The following is a 20,617-nucleotide window of genomic DNA, read 5'->3' on the forward strand; positions in this document are numbered from 1 at the left end:
TTTTTTTATGTACTTCTGCCCTTTACTATTGTGTTATTTGTTGAAAAAAGAGGGCAGCCAGGGCCGTTAAGCAGCCCTGGCAGCACGTACATTAGCTTTGATCGTTATTGTGCCTAACCCCTTCAGGATACATCCCTGCATTGGCAGTGTTGTGTGTCGTGAAGATTTTATACACGTTGTCCTGCTGGTTTTCGTCTGCTTCTACAAGGAGGACGATGTTTCCCTGTTCCAGATATTTTTCGTACTCATCAGCATCTTCCTTTGACACTCCGGCTCCTGTTAGAGCTCCGGCAATCCCTCCGCTGGCCGCGCCGAGCGTTCCGCCTTGAATAGCCGCTGCTAACGGACCAGCCGCCGCAATAGGACCAGCTCCAGGAATAGCGAGCAGGCCAAGGCCAATAGCACCCCCGAGGACTACCCCGCTGCCGGCCCCGATACCGGCGCCTTTACCGGCATCCTTGCCATTGCTGCTTTGATCTTTATCACCGGAAGTATTTATATCAGTTTCCTCTGAAAGATGATCGGCAATCTCCTTGTTTTTTACAAAAACAGAAATATCGTCTTTTTTATGACCGCTTCTTTCTAGAGAGTGAATGGCATTCACCGCGTCTTCTTCGTTTTTAAATACTCCACCGATAAGCTTCATTTCCATGATAAGACCTTCCTTTCTAAATAATAATTGAAGTTTTATTTTATTAATAATAGCAGGTTAGATGCTTTTTACTTTCAACTCCTGTGCCGGGGTCGGGGATAACGTTCATTCACTCATTTATCGCCTCCTTATAAAAAATAAAAAGCCAGAAAAAGGAGGTATCTCCCTTCTCTGGCTTATAACACAGCATTGTTTCTGGTTATTATCACCAAGTAGTATTTATTCTATTTATAATTTAACCAGAGAGAAGCAGAGCTAAACATAATGTAAACAAATTTTCTTTTTAGGGATGATTTTTCAGGGGATTTAAAATTTAAAGAACAAAAACACTGTTTAACGTAAATGAATTGGCTGGAAAGAACGGCAGACGGCTAAAAATATAATTGATTACTTTCATATTTTTAAACAGGGAAGCCAGAGAGGTTTTCTTAATGCAGAGGTCTCGTTATTAAAGAAGGGCTAAACTCCTTTCCTGGAGGCTTTATTGATGAATGCACAGTCCGTTTGTCTTAAATAAATGCTCATGTTAGGGTAAACCTAACGCGTAGCCCCTCGTCTCCGCTAATCATGCACGGGGGCAACAATGGTGCCACCAGGAGGGCACATTGGGGACAACAGGGCCTGCAATGCCCTGCTCCGGCAGCGTTGTTGCTTGTTTGTTTGAAATTTCATGAGGGGATCCCAGGCGAAACAAGGCAAAAGCCTGCGGAGAAAGGAATCAGGCCAGGAGGCTGCTTCCCCGTTTTTTGGTGCATCTTAGGGGCAGACGATCGGTATCTATTAATCTGACAGGGTACCGGCAGGTAAAATTATCAGACGGACAGCGCTGAGGAATAAGCTGCAGGGATGTTATTTCTCTGGGTTTTTTTGTATTTTTCAACTCCATAGAAAAAGTTGCTGCGCGTTTTCCAAAGAAACAGCGGGAAAGGAGGGACGAGCTGAACTAAATACACAAAAATTGACGGATGAATGAGAAGAGCCGTTCTCCTGGGACACTTTAACTGGATCGTCCATAGGAGCGAGAAAATGGAAGAGACACGAACCGAACACGGAGAAATTGCCGGCTACATGGGCAAATTGATCCGGGACAACTTTGGCAAAGGGCCGACGTCGGTGTACGTCACCCTCGAGGATCCGTTTTTAGTCATTCACCTGCGGGATTTTTTAGCGCCGATGGAAGCCATATTGATGGATCAGGGCGAATATAAGCGGGTGGAGGAGACAAGAGACTTATTGTTTGAGCAGCTCCAGACAGAGATGCGCGCTCGTATAGAAGTAATAGCGGGAATTACGATCCGGGAAATGTATTTTGACTGGGATCTTCAGCAGAAGCGGGGCGTCATTCTTGGCGTTATGTCGGAGGATACGGCAGCTTGTGAGGCTCAGTGGCCGGCTCATTTAAATCACCAAAAGTTTAACGATAAAGTCATTGAACTGAGCGAGTGGGGTCAGAAGGTACCGGCGGTGACGGAATCCTTCTGGCTGAATGACCGTACGATTATGATCAAACGGACCGGAGTGTTCGTGGAAATCGAAAAAGAATTGATCCGGGCGGGGTATACAAATGAACTCAAGGAAGTAAAGAAGCCATTGGAGCTTCGGATGATTCACGGGGCGAGCCTGGAGTCCCTGATTGACAGTAAGATTACTGAAACGTTTGTTTTCTGGCATTTCACAGGAGACAAAGGGTATGCAGTGCTCATCATGCAGCCGAAAAAGTAATACCCTGATAAAGCAGGGTGAAAAACAGCGAGCGCCTACCGGCACAGCCGGTGGGCGCTTTTTGACGAGGGAAAGCGAGGGCTGTGCTCGCGAGCAATGCTAGGTTGATTTTCATTATTTTTGCCGGAGTGGCAGCCGTTTCCCGGGACGAAATGGCACTTCATATTGGATAGCGATAAGTCTTAGAGTGTAAAAGGAGGAATCGACACCGTCTGCACGTGGGCTTCGGAGTCCTGTACTCCCAGGGAGTATGATGAATGCCGATTTCGATCAAACTATTTTTTACCGGAGACCAGGCATAACAGCGTTCAAGCAGCCAGTGATCAAGCGTGCCCTCCAGGGGGGCAGTAAGCCTCGGAGATCGCCTGGTAAGTGCTTTCAAAATAAAAAGCCGCTTTTCTCCGGCATCCTCCTCAAGGGTGTCTCAAGACTCGAGGGAAGATATTGGTTTACTTTTTCGGCACGCACCTGGCGATGCAGAAACAGCATATCGCTCCGCCGCTGGCTCATTACCCAAGGTCCTTCCGGGATGCTCGTGCGCCGGTGGTATTTAAAATGTTTTCGTACACAAATTCTTTCCTTTTTAACATCAGTAACAAATGAACCTACATGTACTACACGCTATTCACGATACTATGAATCGAAAACATTCGGTGTTTAAAAAAAGGCCGGGGGGGGCGGTTAAGGCCCGTAAGCCGGCACGGAGAGACCCAGGGCAAACGTTTAAAGCCGATAAAGCATGGGAACGTATTAATTAGACAGATAATTTGAAGTAAAACCTTAATTGTAACCAGGCGGCTTTCACGAAGCCCATCTATACGACTTTGGCAGTAATTAGAGGATAAACGCCTACTAATAAGCCGGGAAGGAGAGTAGTCTCTTTTTCGGCTTATTTTTTTATGATATACATCATACACCATAGGAGGTAAATATCATGTCACCACCCAACGAGCGGGCAGATAATGTAAAAAAACCGGAAGATGAATCTTCGCAGGATGCCTCTGAACATGCCGCAGAGCCCTCTCTTGTTGTAGGGCTCGTGCCGGCGCCGGGGGCTGCTTCCGAAACGATCGACGTGCTGTATCCCGAGCTTGCCGAATTGTTTTCACGTGAAGTGGATGACGAGTATGCGTGGGATATCAAGGTAGTGGTGGATCCGTTAACGGGCTCTGCCGAAGAAGCGGCCTCCATTCTCGAAGAAGCGCAAACGCTCAAGGACAAGCGTGGCTGGGATTATGTGATCTGTCTGACGGACCTACCGCTATTCCGGGATGAAGACTTTCTCGTCGCCGAAGCCAACGTGGAGCGAAGAATTGCCCAGCTGTCCATCCCGACGCTCGGGGCGCTGCCGATCATGCGCCGCGTACGCGAAGCGCTTCTTCAGCTGACGAGCGAGATGCATTACGGAAGCTCTGACGAAGCCCGGGAACGTCAGGAAGAAAAGCATTCTTCGATGGGGAGCAGGCAGGGAAAATACGTGCGTAACAATGGCGCCAGACAGCTTCTCGGGGACAGCCTGGTCGAGCGGATCGCCCCGGTGTATCGCATTCGGCCGGATGAAAGTAACGATACGTCAGATACGCGGTACGTGGCACGGCCCAATATCAACGGGTATTCCCGGGTGGTCACCGGGATGGCGCGGGCGAATAATCCGGTAAAGGTGTTTACCGCGTTTAAAAGTGTGATTGCTATCGCCTTTGCCACCGGGGCCTATGCATTAATATTTCCCACGCTCTGGCAGATGGGAGCAGCGTACGGACCGGGGCGCTCCATTACCTTAATGGCCGTTGCCTTAACCTCGTTAACTGTGTGGATGCTTCTCGCTCACGGGCTTATAGAAAGACCTTCGAAAAACCGGTCAAAAAGCATCAGGCGATTGTACAACTCAGCCACGGTGCTTACGATTGGGTTCGGGGTAATATGCTACTACTGCATTCTGTTTCTGCTGTTTTTTCTTGCCGTATTTTTGTTTATCCCGACGTCGATGCTGCAGTCTAATTTAGGAGTAGGCCAAAACGTCGAACTCCCGTACTATCTGTCGCTTGCCTGGCTGGCAGCGTCGCTTGCGACATGCATCGGGGCGCTCGGCGCAGGACTTGAAAACGAGGAAACGGTGCTTACCGGAACCTACGGGCACCGGCAGCTGCAGCGGAAAAAAGAAGTTCAGCGGGAAAGAGAGAAGGAGAAGGAAAAGGAGCAGCACTACGAGAAATAAATGGCCTGGAGGTAAGGCGCGGCTCGGGGATTGACAATATTAATATAACGGGGGCGATGACACATGAACTATAGCTTTCACTCTTCGATGTCGCTTCGAACATTTTTCAAAGAAAACGACCAAATGTTTGAGCAGACATTATTGTCTGAAGCTGAAAAAATAAAAGAAGAAATTCGACAGATTTTACAGAACGGCTCCATCGATCTTATTTATAACGCCCGCCAGGTTATGGCTTATGCCATTGACAATGAAAAGGATAAAATGAAGACTTTTGCCTGGAACGAAGGGAAAATGTGGGCGGAGCATACGATTGATTTGTCCTTTAAGCTGGAGTGGATTCACGCCCTTCGCCGCACTGTATGGATCTTTGTGGAAACGTATCATACAATGCTCCAGAGTAGAGAACTGACGGATTTTTTTCGGTGGGAGCGGGAGGTCAATAACTGTATCGATCTCTTTTTAAATACGTTTGTTGAAAGCTATACTACCTATAAAGAAGATTTACTGCGGGAGCAGAAGCAGCTGGTGGAAACGCTGTCGGTACCGGTCATTCCAATAAACAATACCGTCAGTGTGCTCCCTCTTGTTGGAGCGATGGAAGAAAACCGCCTCGACTTCTTAAAAGAAAAAGTGTTGGAAACTATAGCAGAAAGGAAAATTCATACATTAGTGGTGGACCTTTCAGGAATTGAACGTATGAGAGGAGAGGCCGTAACCACCTTCAACTATATGATCGATGGCATCTCTTTAATGGGATGCGAAACAGTGATCACAGGGATCCCTTCGACGCTTGCACTGGAAACCATCAAATCATCCGTGAATTGGCAATCTAATGTAAAAACGCTTGGCACTTTGCAGCAGGCGTTGAATGAATATTTATAAGCGGGTTGTAACTGTAGGTGCAGAAAATACAGTGGAGGAAACGCTTGTCAGTGAATTAATGCGAAGAAGCTGCCAGCTCAGCCGGCAGCTTCTTCGTTGACGTAGCGGATGTATTTGGTGAGGGTCAGCATGGACTGCAGCCCGAGCCGGTCCATCAGTGCTTCCGGCGTGACACCGTTTTCGAGCTCACGCACGATGTAGCTGTTGCGAAAATGGGTAGCGGAAATCGCCCGTTCGATGCCGGCGCGCTTTCGTTCCTCGCGGATCATTTTCTGGATCGCGACCTCGGTTAAATTTTTCGGCTGATCGTTTTCATAGCTCCAGCGGTACGTCTGGCGCTGAAAGTCGAACGCGACAAACAGCGGCTCCCCGTCAAACGACGGCCGCACCGCCTGCGGAATCACGTCGAGGTAATAGTACAGCTGCTTCTGCAGCTCCTTCGTCAGCTTGAGCGTCCGCGGGTTGCCCTCGGTAATGTCGAGCTCCCCGCGGGTCAGGTGCAGGTGCTCGATCCGGATCGAGGCAAGCTCATGCATGCGGAGGCCGTAGTCGTAAAACAGCCTTAAAATCACGATGTTTCGCGGGGCGAGCATCGGGCGCACGGCCTGCTGCTTATCAGACAGCCCGGAATCGGACTCGAGCGTGTCCATGAGTCGCTTCATTTCCTTCGGCGCAATCAGCTCTTCCTCCTTTAACACGTTCCAGACGCTGTCATCGACCGGAAGCTCTGCCATCGGGTTGGAGGCTATCCGTTTCGTATCACGGAGAAAGCGGAAGTAGCGGACGAGCACAGTCTGGATGCGCTTCAGCGTCCGGAGCTGGTAATGGCGCTCCTCGGCCAGTATATGAAAATAAGTGGTAATGTCGTCGGGTTTGACGGCCGCTTCCTCGCCGTCGAGCACCACATCGATGAATCGGTGAAAATCGGCGAGGTCGTATTCGTAGCGCTTCAGCGTGCTCGGCTTGCGCCCCCGGGACTGCAGGAAGGAAAGAAAGGCCTGCATGCCGTCCGGAAGAAGCTCGGGTTGCAAATTCATCATCATTCCTCCTGCTTTGTCTGTCGATCAAGCATCGCGGCTTGTTTGTTTGGCACTTAACCCATATTATAGTATGTAGAGGACAGGAAAAACAGGAGGATCTAAACTATTGCAGGAATTTGAGAACCAACAGGTAGATAAAGAACGGGTTGTACTAATTGCCGTCCATAAGGATGATACCGATCAGGAAACGTTTGAAGCGTCCCTCACCGAGCTTGAACAGCTGGTGGAAACGGCGGGGGGAACTGTCACGGCTGTGCTGACGCAGAACCGGCGTTCGCTCGATTCGAAAACGTACGTCGGCAAAGGCAAGCTCGAGGAAGCAGTGGAGACGGCGGAGGAATATGAGGCGGATCTGCTGATTTTTAACGATGAGCTCTCGCCCGGCCAGATTTCCACGATTACAAACCAGACCGGATTATACATTATTGACCGCACCCAGCTGATACTCGATATTTTCGCCGGACGTGCGGCATCGAACGAAGGGAAAATGCAGGTAGAGCTTGCCCAGCTGAACTACATGCTGCCGCGCATCCGCGGGCAGGGCGAATCGCTCTCCCGGCTCGGCGGCGGGATCGGTACACGCGGACCGGGGGAGACGAAGCTTGAGACCGACCGGCGTCACATTCAGAAGCGCATGGATGACGTGCGAAGCAAGCTCAAGCAGGTGAAAAACCGCCGCGAGCAGTACCGTGAACGACGCAAGGAAAAGAACGTCCTGCAGTTTGCGCTCGTCGGCTACACGAACGCCGGCAAATCCACGATTTTAAACGCGCTCACCGAAGCGGATACGCTCGAGGAAAACGCGCTGTTCGCCACGCTTGACCCGTTAACGCGCCGGGTGGAGCTGCCGTCCGGCCTGGAGGTGCTCGTCACCGATACGGTCGGGTTCATTCAGGATCTTCCGACGGCGCTGATTGCGGCGTTTCAGGCGACCCTTGAGGAAGTAAAGGAAGCAGACGTGCTGCTGCATGTGATTGACGGCTCGCACCCGAGGGCGGCAGAGCAGGCCGCCACGGTGCGCCAGCTATTAAAGGAGCTTGAGGCAAGCCATATTCCGGCGCTTACGGTCGTCAACAAGCGCGACGCCGCCCAGGACGGACCGGTCGTCGCGGTGGACAAGCCGTCGATCTCCATTTCGGCCCGCAAGGACGAAGACGTGGAGCTGCTGCGGGAGTCGATGGAGAGCGTGCTGCTCGAGCAGCTTCAGCCGTACCACGTGGAAATTCCGCTCGCCGACGGCCACGTAATGCAGCGGTTCAAGCATGAAACCGTCGTGCGCGAGGAAACGCTCGATGAAGAAAACGAAAGCTGGATTCTCTCCGGGTACGTGCAGAGCGACCAGGCGATCCACAGGGAGATCAAGCAGTATGCTAAAGGAGATGCCGGGGCGAAATGACACGCGATACGATGGAACAAAAGCAGCTGCAGCAGGCCGAGCGCCGGATTGCGCCGCAGCTTGAAGCAATTGCGGAACGCGAGCTTGTGAACCAGCAGCGGGTGCTCGATATTTTCCGCACGCACAACGTGTCGGCGTTTCATTTTCAGCACTCGACCGGTTACGGCTATGACGATACCGGGCGTGAGGTGCTTGACCGGGTGTATGCCGATGTGTTCGGCACCGAAGCAGCTATGGTGCGCCAGCAGTTTATTTCCGGCACGCATGCGATCAGCACGGCACTGTTTGCGGCGCTCCGTCCGGGCGGACGGCTTTTGTATGCGACTGGCACGCCGTACGACACGCTGAACACGGTGATCGGCCTCGACGGCAGCGAAGCAGGGACGATGAACGAATGGGGCATCGGCTGTGACGTGGTGCCGCTCACCGGCGGCCGGGTGGACATGGGCGCCGTGCACGAGGCGGTGACGCCGGACACGCAGGTGATTGCGTTTCAGCGCTCGCGCGGCTATGACGATCGTCCGTCGATCGGCCTGGAGGAAATGAAGGAGTACATGGCAGAGCTTAAAGCGGCGTACCCTGACGTTGTGCTGTTTGTAGACAACTGCTACGGCGAGTTTGTGGAAACGACCGAGCCGGGCCATATCGGCGCGGATCTGATGGCAGGGTCTCTCATTAAAAACCCGGGCGGCGGGATTACCCGTACCGGCGGCTACATTGCCGGTAGAAGCGACTTGATTGAAAGGGCGGGCGCAAGCTTTGCCGCGCCCGGCATTGGCCTTGAAGGCGGCGCGACGCTCGGCATGCTCCAGGAAATGTTTCAGGGGCTGTTTCTCGCGCCGCACGTCGTAGCGGAGGCCCACAAGGGAGCGGTGCTGACCGCAGCGCTGATGGAGGACGCCGGCCTGCAGGCGTCACCGGCCTCCGGGGAGGAGCGGACCGATTTGATCCAGTCCGTGCAGTTTGGGGACCGGGAGAAAATGATCCGGTTTTGCCAGGCGGTTCAGCAGTATTCCCCGGTCGACTCCGGGGTAACGCCGCAGCCGAGCGCCATGCCCGGCTACAGCGATGAAGTGATCATGGCTGCCGGAGCCTTTATTCAGGGCTCGAGTATCGAGCTTTCCGCTGACGGCCCGATCCGGCCGCCGTATACGGCCTTCGTTCAGGGCGGATTAACGTATACGCACGTGAAAATTGCCGTAAGCGAAGCGTTAAAAGCGATACAATAACGATAGAAGGACAGGCTCTCCGTGAGAGGGCCTGTTTTTTCTGTACATTTGCCGGAAAATAGGCGAAAATATAAAAGATACAATAAGTTCTGAAAATTTTGATGTAAAAATAGCTTACATGAACTTGACGGAAAAGCTTACATCATGTAGGATATACTTAGTTTCAATGAAAGGGGGCGTAACGCATGAATGATCATGTACGCCGAAATACCCCTTTATTTCCGATTGGTATCGTCCAGAAACTGACGGAACTCACCCCAAGGCAGATTCGTTACTACGAAGAGCACGGCCTGGTGTTTCCGACACGGACTGAAGGCAACCAGCGGTTGTTTTCCTTCCGCGACGTGGACCGTCTGCTTGAAATCAAAGCGATGATGGAGCGGGGCGTAAACCTTTCAGGCATCAAGGAAATCTATGAGTTAAAAACGTATTCAGAGGAACCGAAGCAGCCCTCAGCACCTAGAAATCACGATATGACCGACCGTGAACTGCGCAAGCACCTCCGCAAGGAAGTGATGATGGCAGGCAAATACTCACGGCCGTCCATGATTCAGGGACAGCTGTCGCGGTTTTTCGACTAACAGCAGGATTAACTTTTTCCCGGCTGCGGCCGGGGGAAAGATATAATAATTCACTATTCTAGTTTTTTAGAGAGGAGTCACAATTAACATGGCAAACACGAGAAAAGACATTTTAAAGTTTGCAGAAGAGGAAAACGTTAAGTTTATCCGTCTTCAGTTTACTGACTTGCAAGGAATTATTAAAAACGTAGAGATTCCGGTGGACCAGCTTGATAAAGCCCTGGACAACCTGATGATGTTCGACGGTTCTTCCATCGAAGGTTTTGTTCGTATTGAAGAATCCGACATGTACCTCTTTCCGGATCTTGATACCTGGATCGTCTTCCCATGGACCCCGGAAAAAGGCAAAGTCGCACGTTTAATTTGTGACATATATGAGCCGGGCAAGCCTGGTGAAGATCCAACACCATTTGCGGGTGACCCGCGCGGTATTTTGAAGCGTGTACTTAAAGACGCAGAGAAATTAGGCTTCAACGCCTTCAATATTGGACCGGAGCCTGAATTCTTCCTTTTCAAAAACGATGAAAAAGGCGAGCCGACCACAACCCTGAACGACAAAGGCGGTTACTTTGACCTTGCGCCGACAGACCTCGGTGAAAACTGCCGCCGCGACATCGTGCTTGAGCTTGAAGACATGGGATTTGAAATCGAAGCTTCCCACCACGAAGTGGCGCCGGGACAGCACGAAATCGACTTCAAATACGCAGACGCTGTAACGGCGTGCGACAACATTCAGACGTTTAAGCTCGTTGTTAAAACAATCGCGCGTAAGCACGGCCTGCACGCCACCTTTATGCCGAAGCCATTGTTCGGTGTGAACGGCTCCGGTATGCACTGCAACATGTCCCTGTTCAAAGGCAAAGAGAACGCGTTTTACGACAAGAAGACCGATTCTCAGCTGAGCACAACAGCCATGCAGTTCTTAGCAGGTACACTCGAGCACGCGAAGGCGTTCACGGCGCTCACAAACCCAATCATCAACTCCTACAAGCGTCTTGTGCCAGGCTACGAAGCACCAGTATACGTTGCATGGTCCCTGCGTAACCGCAGCCCGCTCGTACGTATTCCGTCCTCCCGTGGCATGAGCACGCGTATCGAAACGCGCAGTCCGGATCCATCTGCGAACCCGTACCTTGCTATCGCAGCAATGCTTGCAGCTGGCCTGGACGGCATCAAGCGGAAGCTCGACGCTCCAGAGCCGACAGACCGCAACATCTACGTGATGGAAAAAGCAGAACGCGAAGAACTCGGCATCGAGGACCTTCCAGCGGACTTGAACGAAGCGCTTCAGCACCTGCTGAACGACGAAGTTCTCGTTAACGCCATCGGCCCTCACGCCATCGAGCACTTCGCCGAAGCAAAAGAAATCGAGTGGGACATGTTCCGCAGCCAGGTTCACCCTTGGGAACGCGAACAGTATCTCTCCACGTATTAATCATCAGAAGTCCTGCAACTATAGGGTTGCGGGGCTTTTTTTTGTTTTATGATGGAACATGACAAAACGCCTTTTTAGGGGCGCGCCCCTAATTCGCCCCTAATTACAAAGAATCTACATCAAAAATACGTTTGGTGGAGGCTTCATATTTTTCCATGGAGTCTTTTTCTAATGTCTCGGAGACGTGCGCATACACATTCGAAGTGATCTCCAAACTGCCGTGACCCAAACGTTCCTGCAACACCTTCATACTGGTGCCGGCTTCTAAATGAAGCACCGCATGGGTATGTCGAAGACTATGGATTGGTAAAGGCTCGATCTCCAATTGTTCACAAGCGTGCCTCATGGTATTAAACGTGGTGGAGTTGGGGAGGTAATTACCATCTTTGGTCGAAAAAACTAGATTCAATTCTGTTAAATACAACTCATCGTAAAGAAGTTTATTTTGGTTCTGCATGTTGTAAAGATTCAGCAATTCTTTTTTGAGACTATCACTGAATCGGATCGTGCGGTTTTTTCGGTTCTTGGTCGGACCAATGGATTTCGTGCGGACGATAAATGATTTGTTAATTTGAATGGTCTGCTTGTTTAGGTCCACGTCGTCCCATGTAAGAGCTAATGCTTCACCTTTTCGCATCCCGGTTTCTAATAAGGCCTTGAAGAAAAAGTATTGTTCCAGGCTGCGTCGCTTAATAATTTGAAGGAAGGGAGCAATCATATCCGAGGGGAGGTACTGAATTTTTTCATTCGGTACTTTTTTTGGCAGACGAACTTCAGCACATGGATTATGTGATACCCGGCGGTTATGCGTAGCTTGTTTCATGGCTCCATGCATCAGGATGTGCGTGTTCCGAATGGTAGAGCGGGAATATCCTTGGTCCTGTAGATAGTTAATAAATTGCTGATATTGTTCAGGTGTCAACTGGCGAAGCGTGACATCTTGAAAAAAAGGCAGCACACGCTTGATCGCATCCTCGTCAGCTGCGTAAGTGTTGATAGACACATGCTTTTTGCGATAGGTTTTCATGTAATGCTGTAGCCATTGTTTGAGAGGGAGATCTTTCATTTCTTCATCACTACGCGGCAGTTGTTCTAATTCTACACGATGTGCAGCGCTAATGGCTTCTTGCTTGGTGCGAAAGCCACGTTGGGTTTTTTCGCGTTGCTTATGAGTAAGAGGGTCAGTGTAGCGGATTCGATATTCCCAGGTCCCATAGCGTTTACGGTATTTAATCATATGATCGCGCTCCTTGAATAGTAATAGTAGATTATCGTCAGTTTGATTCATATACTCATATGAGCTTTTAAAAACTAATTTTGATACTTAGATAATTTAAATTATTATTTTTAAAGTGCCCTCACATTTAACAATTCCCTTTCTCGAATCCAAATTTTTCTCATCCGTTCTCGTACTACTTCCACAGGGACCACAAATTCCTCTGATAGCTTATATAACACTCCAGGATCTTGAAGATCGTATTCAAAAATCATATAGGCTGGTAAGCAGAAGTATAGGCTGAAATGGTTCGCTTTTTCCTCAATGTACTGCTTAAAGGAGGGAGAGAGGGCCCACTGTTCATCAGTATCCCAGCGTACATGAGCCAGTTCATGCGCGAATGCTAAGCGAATCTTCTTCGGGCAGTCCGATGCGAGGAAAATTGTTCGGTCCATGGAAGCGTCGAAAGGAGCGTTGTACTCTACCTCAATATTTAATTCTTCAGCAATTCTTGTTTCATGAATATCCGCTGCATTAACATGGTTCAATCCTTGATGTAATTTTTCTACATAATCTTCTAAATAGGTCAGTGAGTACATATAATCCTCCTGTGATAGGAACGTATGTTCTTTTAACTTTATAAGAAAAGCCCTGGAAAAGGGCTGAAGTTTTAATAAAGCTATCTTGAAAAGTCCGGATGTTCCCAGTAGCTATCTGCTACCCCTGGCAAGTTATCATAATCAAAATTGTCATAATTAATTTGGTTGATCGTTTCTTTATTGAAGTCGTAAGTGGTAGCTTTACCTTGGCTTTCTTCTCCATATTCATCTGTAAATGTAGTCTCTGCTTCAAAATAAATAGAGCTTATATTCGTTTTTTTGAAGTCTTCAAGCATGTTCGTTACGTTCATGTGGGAGTTTTTTAAAATCATGTTTTTGGTAAAATTGTCGCCAAGTTCATAATAAACATTTACGTGATTAGTGTCTTCATAAAATTCTACATTGATAACTTCGACTTCTCGTTCAGCAATATTTTGAGCTGTATTTTTCAAATTATTCTTTTCTTCTTTCTCTTTAGCAGCTTGCTCTTCAGCTTCCTCTTGCTCTTTAGCTTCCTGTTCTTCTCGTTCCTTTTCTTCTTCAGCTTTTTGTTTTTCTTCTTTCTCTTTAGCAGCTTGCTCTTCAGCTTCCTCTTGCTCTTTAGCTTCCTGTTCTTCTCGTTCCTTTTCTTCTTCAGCTTTTTGTTTTTCTTCTTTCTCTTTAGTGGCTTGCTCTTCAGCTTCCTGGGCTTTACGTTCTTCCTCTTCCTGTTGAGCTTCTTCTTCAGCCTCGACTTCTTCAGCCTCGATAGCCTCTTGCTCGCTGACGTTTTCCTCTGAAGTAGTCGAGGTATCCTCCCCTAGAATAGCACCGACGATGCCTATAAAAAGAAAGAAATAAAATAAAGAGGCGACAATAGCTTTCCACTTACTACCTGAACGAAACCCCAAGACATGTCGATACCACTTCTTTTTTTCTTGCATAAAAATCTCCCCCTGGATTTTTAGTTTATGCAAATATATTTAAAAATAAAGTGGAAAAGTTATTCTTCTTTTTGTTTATCTCTCTTTTTTCTGTTTTGTTCAGCTTTAAATTTCATCCATTCTAGGAGTTCATCGACCTCTTCATCTGAGTAATCTTTTAACTGCTCCTGCATCTCGCGAAACTTTACTTCTTTGACCCCTTCGTAAAGATTATGTTTTTCATTAAACTCTTCGTCTTTAGAAAGACTAGGAGTGTCAGACCTTCCTAATAAATAATCAGTAGTAACTTCATAAAAATCAGCTAACGAGGCAAGAGTTTCAGAATCAGGTTCTCTCCTACCAGATTCATAACCTGATAAGGTGTTTGCTTTAATACCTATTTTAGAAGCTACAAATTTTTGTGCTAAACCTCTGCTTTGTCTAATATATTGCAACCTTTTTGATAAGATTGTAGTCATTTTCAACTCTCCAATCATTACTATCACCTCTATTTTAATATAAATTCTCGTTTCGAAAATAAATAATCGCAAATTGAATACTTTTTAATTGACATTCGCGAATCGCGATGATAAATTATATTTAAATAATCGCGAAATGCGATATATAGGAGGTGATAACATGAACCTTAATGTTGGAGGGAGAGCAAAAGAAATAAGAATAAGTAAAGGCATAAAACAAAAATTTATAGCGGAAGCAATAGGGTATAAAAATGCTGCTAGTTACGCTGATATAGAGGCAGGGAGAAGAAAACTAGATGCAAATAAAATACCTGATTTAGCAAAAGCATTAAATGTCAATGTAGAAGATCTTTTTTTTATAAACAAAAATCGCGAAACGCGAATAAATCATTTGATGAAAGAAACGAAATCCCACTAAAAGCCTTCAAAGCATCAATTGAATAAACAGATAGCGCAAGTGCCTTTCATGGACTGAAATTTGCGAAGGAGGATCATCATGCCCGAGCTCCACCTAGACGATGAACTATTTCAAGAAGCTGTTGAACGTAAAGTAGAAGAAATTCTGGCGCCCTACAAACGAGAAGCCATGTGTGTGAGCCTTAATCAATTATCCGAAATGACAAGCTTCTCCCGCAGCCATTTAGAACGCAACATCATTGAAGAACCGGAAGTGAAGCGTTGGCAGCGACAAGTAAATGGACGCAAGATCTACAAGTACCCGGAAGTCCGTGAAGGCATCTGGGAAGTAATTGAACGAAAAAACATGCGTAACAATGTGAAAGCAATTTAAGGAAATGGGGGATTTTAAATTTGTTTTTAAGTAGAGAATTCAATGTCTTATTTCTAATATACAAAATCCTTGATACTACCAAAAGGAGGAGAACAAGATGAACACACTCTATAGCGAAAACGACATAAGAAGCATGCTCAAAGAGGCAAGAGAGAGCGCGAGTATGTATCAAAGTACGCTGGCCGACGCTCTGTACAACGAGACGAAAATGGGTATCTGTGATCAATCTTATATATCAGCGGTTGAACGTGGGGCGAAGCCATTGCCGAATGTGCAGTTGCTGTGCGCTTGGGCACGGGCAACCAAGGACTTTGAATTGTTAGAAATTATTTCGTACCGATGGAACTTATCACCAGTTGCGATGCCCCCGATCCGAAGAGAATATAATAGCCGGTTTAGCAATACGCTTCTGAACATGCAGGAGCAAATTCAAGAAGCTGCAACAGATATTCACATCTTGGAACGAGTTTATAACAATCATCTTCCAGGGGGAGAGTTTGAAGCCAATACAGATTTTGTACGAGCGCTAGGAAGTTTAGTGGATTTAATACCAGCGGTACACAGTGTGCTTTACGCCGCTTCAAGGGATTTGGGTTATGACATTCAAGAAGTGCAGGAGCTTTGGACGAAGCAACAGCGTGTCTCGAACAGGCTGCAGATAAAGTCACAAAGAGAAGGCGTATTATGAGAGCCTTGATGCGAAAAATAACTAGCGAGGCTCACATGATAACTTATTTAGCGGTAATGGCGGTGGGATTCATTATGTATGCAGCATAAAAGAACGCCAGTTGCGGGTACAACTGACGTTCTGGGGATATTCCGAGGTTGGAATAACGCCAGTATACAAGAAAAGCTTAAGACTGTCGACTAAACTCGATGTATAACCAACAAATAACAAGATCGAACAATATGTTGAAGAAGATTCTGCTCACTAGAAGAGAAACTTTAAAGCAAAAAAATGACGCCAACTGCGATGTAAATAGCTGCTGACGTCTAGCTTAATGGAGGTGCAGCAGACCACATACTAATCTGCGCACATGTAAGGAGCATTACCCTCTCGGAAAGGGGCCAAAACATGAGTAACGACATCGAATTAGGTGCTTTAGAAAGCCAGTATGGTCAGTCAATGAACGATGGATACAAGAGCAAAAATATTAGCATCACACTAACAACGGATACAAGAGAGCAGCATTGTGATAATTGTGAATGTTTCTTGCTGCCTGATGAACATCTTTTATGCGTAGATTGTGAGGAGGAGAAGTAAATGGAACAACTGCGAGGACGATGGATAGCTCAGATGTATCAAGCTGCGACCTTGGGCCAAAAAGAACGAGAAGAAACGTTATATGGGGTTTTGAAAGATACGGAAGCATTCAACGAGGGTTTTTCCAAAATACAGGCAGAGTTGTTGAACTGCTATCGGGAAGCGGACGAAGCTTGTTGTTATGCGCTGCAAGCAGAAGAAATCGAAGAAGCCAAAGAGCAGGAAATCAAAAAAGATTTGTCGTGGAGAGTGCTCGACAAACTCATGCAGCTGGAACCCCTACAAGGAAATAACGAACGGTGATTCCTCGAAAACCACATTGCCTATATCATTCTATAGATTATAACCAATGCAACAGACTTAGAGCGAATTCCACATGCTCAAAGCAGAAGAAGAGGTTACTAAAAAACATGCTCACAACTCCATGTCGATGAAGCACGACCTAGGAGCAAAAATAACCCGTCGTAGTCACAAGTGGAGTCTGAACATTAATCTACAGCTTGATGACAGCACAAGGAGGGCTTATGGGACACGTATTGACACCAACCAAAAAAATGAACCGGAAGGAATGGCTAGAGCATCGCAAGTCGGGATTAGGGGGGTCAGATGTCTCTGCGGTCCTCGGGCTTAACAAATACAAAACCGCCTTCGAAGTGTGGCTCGAAAAACAACCAGATTACATGCCGGAGGAAATCACAAGCGAAGCTGCTCACTGGGGCAACAGGCTTGAGAGTATTGTTGCTGATGAATTCCGTGAACGAACCGGCAAACGTGTACAGAAACGTAACGCCATTTACCGTCACAAAGACCATCCATTTATGCTTGCGAACATTGACCGCGTGGTAGTCGGGGAAAATGCTCTGCTTGAGTGTAAGACAGCGAACCAATTTCTTTCAGGCGACTGGGAGCAGGAAGAAGTACCGGATGCATATTTAGTGCAGTGTCAGCACTACATGGCAGTGCTGAATAAACAGAAAGCTTATATTGCGGTCCTAATCGGCGGTCAGAAGTTTGTTTGGAAAGAGATCAAACGCGATGAAGAATTAATTAATCTCGTGATCCAAAGGGAGAAGGAGTTCTGGGAAAACCATGTTCTATCGCGACGACCGCCGGCCCTGGATGGATCAAGCGCTGCAGAGAAGTTCTTAGCTAAACGATTTGATACCGCTGAAGAAGGCGAAAGCATCAACCTCGGCAAGAATGAGCAAACCATGGTGGAAGAATTGCAGGAAATCGACTTACAGATCAAGACGATGGAGGAGCGCAAGAAAGAGATTAAAAATCATCTTAAGTATGAGATGCAATCCGCCGAAACGGCATATGTGAATGGGTATGAAATTAAATGGAAAAACGTTACCTCGAGCCGTATTGACACGAAAAAACTCAAGCGTGAAAAACCGAGACTGGCCGAAGGATATGTGACTGAATCTGTCAGCCGGCGCTTTGAAATTAAATCCCTGTAGGAGGATTCATCTAATGGCAACGAACAATTCGGTAAAAGACAATCTGCAAAAATCCAATGGAAACCATGCGCCAGCAAATACGCAAGGCACCTCACTGAAAGCTTTACTCGAATCACCGACCGTGAAAAAGCGTTTTGAAGAAAATCTCGGTAAACGTTCGTCTCAATTTATGACTAGCATTTTGAATCTCTACAATTCCGAGAAAATGCTGAAGAAATGCGATCCGATGAGCGTGATCAGTTCTGCCATGGTGGCAGCTACGATGGATCTGCCCGTTGATAAAAATCTCGGTTATGCCTATATCGTGCCGTACAACAATACTGCGACATTCCAGATTGGCTACAAAGGGCTCATCCAATTGGCACTCCGGACCGGTCAGTACCGTAACATCAACGTGATTGAGGTTCATGAAGGTGAACTGCAGAAGTGGGATAAGCTCACCGAGGAAATGGAGATCGACTTTGAACAGAAAGAGTCGGACAAGGTGATCGGTTACGCAGGTTTCTTTGAACTCATTAATGGCTTCCGCAAGACCGTCTACTGGAGCAAGGAGCAGATCGAAGCGCACAAAAATAAATTCAGCAAGTCGGGATTCGGCTGGAAGAATGACTGGGACGCAATGGCCAAGAAAACCGTCATCCGAAACATGCTCAGCAAGTGGGGTATCCTCTCGATTGATATGCAGACTGCCTACAGTGAAGAAGCAAAAGATCCGGAAGAACGGAAAGAGATCAACGGGGACTCCCTGGACGCGGAGTACACGGAAATAGAGGAAGGTCCGGATCCACTAGAAGAATCATCGGGGGATCCGGACGAAGAACCAAAACAGGAAAACAAGAAAGACACTCAGCAGGATTTCCCTATTAAATGATGGTTCGTCATATCATACGTCTCCCGCCTCATTTCGCTCAAATTGCCGGGCGGAATGGGGAGAGCCGGGAGGATAAGAAGCGCATTTATCAGCAGTATGTTCAGGCGTATGCAGAAAGTTTATATCCAGACAAAAAACTGAAAGAAATTAGAGGACCGGCAGCTGTGGTGGTGCCAAAAGAGTAATTTTAATTCGAAAAGGAGGCGGCAGGATGAAAGGCTATATTAAAGACTACCGCAAAGAATTGGAGAGCGATATATGGGCGATGCCGCCTCTGTATCATCGAGTGTGGCAGTACTTGAAATACCAGGTGAATCATAAACAAAGAACGATTCCTCAGGAAGACGGGGGCTTCTTAAGTATTGAAAAGGGTCAATATTTAACATCGGTGCGAAGCATCGCTAAAGGAATTGGATATTATGAAAGAAAGGTTTGGAAAGAGCCAAATCCCAAGACCATAAACGCCATACTCAAATTCCTCGAGAATTCTCAAATGATTCACATAAATCGAGGTAAAAATAACAAGCAATTCACACTCATAACGCTGTTAAACTGGGAAGCTTATCAAACTTATGATAACGAAAGTAACGATGAAAGTAACACTCAGGTAACAGTCAAGAAACAGTCACTGGATATAAACAAGAATGTAAAGAATGAGAAGAATGAAAAGAAGAGATACAACAGCAGTAATGTTGTACCGTTTTCGTCCGAGCATAATCCCTTTGAAAAGTATCACGAATGCTACGGCAAATATCCAACTCCCAAAATCACAAACGATATTCAGAAATTTGAACAGGAGGGGATGGAACGGCGCATAATCTGCCTTGCGGTTGAAAAAGCAGCCAGCAACGGTTCCGGCTTTCAGTACGCGTTAGGCATTTTGAATAACTGGAAAGAGAAAGGCCTCTATACCTATGAACAGGCGTTGAACGAACGAAAGCGCAGAGAGGAGAGCAGGCATGGAGAACATCGAAAAAGCCAAGATACCGGCTCCCAATGGATTGACACTTCTTTACGAAACGAGCTGTGACTGCGAGGAAACCGTGAAGATTTACGAAGCGGAGCTCATGGGCGGGCCAAAGAAAGGCCAAAGGAAGGAATTCCGATTCGGCTGCAAGTGCGAAGAAAAGAAACTGGCGAAGGAAGCCCAGGAGCAGCTAAAGCGGTTGAAGCACTCGAAAGCCATGCAAGCTTTTGACCGCCATAGTTTAGTCAATCGAGCCCTCTCCCGGGCAACGTTCGATAATTACGAAACGGCGAATGAGAGTCAAGAACGAGCATTGCGTAACGCGAAGAAGTTTGTTGAAAAGTTTCACCCCGATAAGCCGATTAATCTGTATTACAGCGGCGACCCGGGGTTAGGCAAAAGTCATTTATCCGTCAGTATTGCCAATGCGGTGATGGAAAAGGGACGTCCAGCCATCTTTATTTCGGTGCCGAAGCTGTTGCGAAAGATCCGAAACACCTATAACAAAAACAGCGACGTGTCGGAAGATCAATTGTTCAGCATCTTAGAGCAAATCGACTTGTTGGTGCTGGACGACATCGGGGCCGAAAACCGGAATGACTGGGTGGAAGAAAAGCTATTTGATCTCATTGATAATCGCCAAGGGCGGAGCACGATCTATACCAGCAACTATGGACCGGATGAATTAAAAAAGCTCATGGGTGAACGGGATGCGAGCCGAATTATTAATGAAGATGCGTATACCATTGAGCTCAAAGGCGACAATTACCGGACGAAAGGACTGAGGGCGAATGGCTAAACGATACCCCGACTGCGCCATCATCATGCACGGTCGGACTCTAAACGAAGTCGAAGAGCAGCTGCGGCAAGAAAGCGTAGCTCGAAACTTACGACGATTCCATGAAGCAGAGTTG

Annotated in this window: 23 protein-coding genes; 17 read left to right on the top strand and 6 right to left on the bottom strand. The window is 47.4% G+C overall.

Annotated features, from left to right (window positions below; translation table 11 throughout):
* Positions 1-91: 91 nt before the first annotated feature.
* Positions 92-652 carry a general stress protein gene (locus Q9M42_RS02255; protein WP_322524907.1) on the bottom strand — a complete coding sequence of 187 codons (561 nt, stop codon included), beginning with the start codon at positions 650-652 and terminating at the stop codon, positions 92-94.
* 1,026 nt (positions 653-1,678) lie between these two features.
* On the opposite strand from Q9M42_RS02255, the gene Q9M42_RS02260 reads away from it, so the two are divergent.
* From Q9M42_RS02260 to Q9M42_RS02270, 3 genes are all read left to right on the top strand, one after another.
* Positions 1,679-2,374: a DUF2294 domain-containing protein gene (locus Q9M42_RS02260; protein WP_322524908.1), complete on the top strand. Its 696-nt coding sequence runs from the start codon at positions 1,679-1,681 to the stop codon at positions 2,372-2,374.
* Positions 2,375-3,308: 934 nt separating this feature from the next.
* Positions 3,309-4,589 (top strand): hypothetical protein, encoded by a 1,281-nt coding sequence (locus Q9M42_RS02265; protein ID WP_322524909.1) that lies wholly within the window; start codon positions 3,309-3,311, stop codon positions 4,587-4,589.
* Positions 4,590-4,652: 63 nt separating this feature from the next.
* Positions 4,653-5,471, top strand: a complete 819-nt coding sequence (locus Q9M42_RS02270; RefSeq protein WP_322524910.1) for an STAS domain-containing protein — start codon at positions 4,653-4,655, stop codon at positions 5,469-5,471.
* 77 nt (positions 5,472-5,548) lie between these two features.
* On the opposite strand, the gene Q9M42_RS02275 is transcribed toward Q9M42_RS02270, so the two are convergent.
* Complete coding sequence (locus Q9M42_RS02275) at positions 5,549-6,508, bottom strand: tyrosine-type recombinase/integrase (RefSeq protein WP_322524911.1); 960 nt, start codon at positions 6,506-6,508, stop codon at positions 5,549-5,551.
* Between the two features lie 109 nt (positions 6,509-6,617).
* Between Q9M42_RS02275 and hflX the strand changes: the two genes are divergently transcribed.
* From hflX to glnA, 4 genes are all read left to right on the top strand, one after another.
* Positions 6,618-7,907 (top strand): GTPase HflX, encoded by a 1,290-nt coding sequence (hflX, locus tag Q9M42_RS02280; RefSeq protein ID WP_322524912.1) that lies wholly within the window; start codon positions 6,618-6,620, stop codon positions 7,905-7,907.
* Positions 7,904-9,136: a methionine gamma-lyase family protein gene (locus tag Q9M42_RS02285; protein WP_322524913.1), complete on the top strand. Its 1,233-nt coding sequence runs from the start codon at positions 7,904-7,906 to the stop codon at positions 9,134-9,136. The genes hflX and Q9M42_RS02285 overlap by 4 nt, the downstream gene beginning before the upstream one ends.
* A 185-nt stretch (positions 9,137-9,321) precedes the next feature.
* The gene (locus Q9M42_RS02290; RefSeq protein WP_322524914.1) at positions 9,322-9,717 is read left to right on the top strand and encodes a MerR family transcriptional regulator; all 396 of its coding nucleotides are present in this window, start codon (positions 9,322-9,324) and stop codon (positions 9,715-9,717) included.
* A gap of 88 nt (positions 9,718-9,805) precedes the next feature.
* The gene (gene glnA, locus Q9M42_RS02295; protein ID WP_322524915.1) at positions 9,806-11,152 is read left to right on the top strand and encodes a type I glutamate--ammonia ligase; all 1,347 of its coding nucleotides are present in this window, start codon (positions 9,806-9,808) and stop codon (positions 11,150-11,152) included.
* Between the two features lie 103 nt (positions 11,153-11,255).
* Here the strand turns inward: glnA and Q9M42_RS02300 are convergent, their stop codons facing one another.
* The 4 genes from Q9M42_RS02300 to Q9M42_RS02315 form a co-directional block, all read right to left on the bottom strand.
* Positions 11,256-12,389, bottom strand: coding sequence for a tyrosine-type recombinase/integrase (locus tag Q9M42_RS02300; RefSeq protein WP_322524916.1), 1,134 nt, complete (start codon positions 12,387-12,389; stop codon positions 11,256-11,258).
* A gap of 110 nt (positions 12,390-12,499) precedes the next feature.
* Complete coding sequence (locus tag Q9M42_RS02305) at positions 12,500-12,967, bottom strand: ImmA/IrrE family metallo-endopeptidase (protein ID WP_322524917.1); 468 nt, start codon at positions 12,965-12,967, stop codon at positions 12,500-12,502.
* An 80-nt stretch (positions 12,968-13,047) separates the two neighbouring features.
* The gene (locus Q9M42_RS02310; protein WP_322524918.1) at positions 13,048-13,890 is read right to left on the bottom strand and encodes a hypothetical protein; all 843 of its coding nucleotides are present in this window, start codon (positions 13,888-13,890) and stop codon (positions 13,048-13,050) included.
* 59 nt (positions 13,891-13,949) lie between these two features.
* Entirely contained in the window at positions 13,950-14,348 is a 399-nt protein-coding gene (locus Q9M42_RS02315; protein ID WP_322524919.1) for a helix-turn-helix domain-containing protein, read from the bottom strand.
* A 160-nt stretch (positions 14,349-14,508) separates the two neighbouring features.
* On the opposite strand from Q9M42_RS02315, the gene Q9M42_RS02320 reads away from it, so the two are divergent.
* The 10 genes from Q9M42_RS02320 (at position 14,509) to Q9M42_RS02365 (ending at position 20,502) form a co-directional block, all read left to right on the top strand.
* On the top strand, positions 14,509-14,766 hold the full coding sequence (locus tag Q9M42_RS02320; RefSeq protein WP_322524920.1) for a helix-turn-helix domain-containing protein: 258 nt from the start codon (positions 14,509-14,511) through the stop codon (positions 14,764-14,766).
* A gap of 78 nt (positions 14,767-14,844) precedes the next feature.
* Positions 14,845-15,138 carry a hypothetical protein gene (locus Q9M42_RS02325; RefSeq protein ID WP_322524921.1) on the top strand — a complete coding sequence of 98 codons (294 nt, stop codon included), beginning with the start codon at positions 14,845-14,847 and terminating at the stop codon, positions 15,136-15,138.
* Positions 15,139-15,235: 97 nt separating this feature from the next.
* Positions 15,236-15,826: a hypothetical protein gene (locus Q9M42_RS02330; protein ID WP_322524922.1), complete on the top strand. Its 591-nt coding sequence runs from the start codon at positions 15,236-15,238 to the stop codon at positions 15,824-15,826.
* 387 nt (positions 15,827-16,213) lie between these two features.
* A complete protein-coding gene (locus Q9M42_RS02335) occupies positions 16,214-16,402 on the top strand; it encodes a hypothetical protein (RefSeq protein ID WP_322524923.1) in 189 nt (62 codons plus the stop codon).
* Entirely contained in the window at positions 16,403-16,705 is a 303-nt protein-coding gene (locus Q9M42_RS02340; RefSeq protein ID WP_322524924.1) for a hypothetical protein, read from the top strand.
* A 200-nt stretch (positions 16,706-16,905) separates the two neighbouring features.
* Positions 16,906-17,865, top strand: coding sequence for a YqaJ viral recombinase family nuclease (locus Q9M42_RS02345; protein WP_322525248.1), 960 nt, complete (start codon positions 16,906-16,908; stop codon positions 17,863-17,865).
* 13 nt (positions 17,866-17,878) lie between these two features.
* Positions 17,879-18,736, top strand: coding sequence for a recombinase RecT (locus tag Q9M42_RS02350; protein ID WP_322524925.1), 858 nt, complete (start codon positions 17,879-17,881; stop codon positions 18,734-18,736).
* Positions 18,733-18,921: a hypothetical protein gene (locus Q9M42_RS02355; RefSeq protein WP_322524926.1), complete on the top strand. Its 189-nt coding sequence runs from the start codon at positions 18,733-18,735 to the stop codon at positions 18,919-18,921. The genes Q9M42_RS02350 and Q9M42_RS02355 overlap by 4 nt, the downstream gene beginning before the upstream one ends.
* Before the next feature lie 26 nt (positions 18,922-18,947).
* Positions 18,948-19,766: a DnaD domain protein gene (locus tag Q9M42_RS02360; RefSeq protein ID WP_322524927.1), complete on the top strand. Its 819-nt coding sequence runs from the start codon at positions 18,948-18,950 to the stop codon at positions 19,764-19,766.
* The gene (locus tag Q9M42_RS02365; protein WP_322524928.1) at positions 19,696-20,502 is read left to right on the top strand and encodes an ATP-binding protein; all 807 of its coding nucleotides are present in this window, start codon (positions 19,696-19,698) and stop codon (positions 20,500-20,502) included. The genes Q9M42_RS02360 and Q9M42_RS02365 overlap by 71 nt, the downstream gene beginning before the upstream one ends.
* Positions 20,503-20,617 lie beyond the last annotated feature (115 nt).

It is taken from the genome of Marinococcus luteus, assembly GCF_034497705.1.
GTDB lineage: Bacteria > Bacillota > Bacilli > Bacillales > Marinococcaceae > Marinococcus > Marinococcus luteus_A.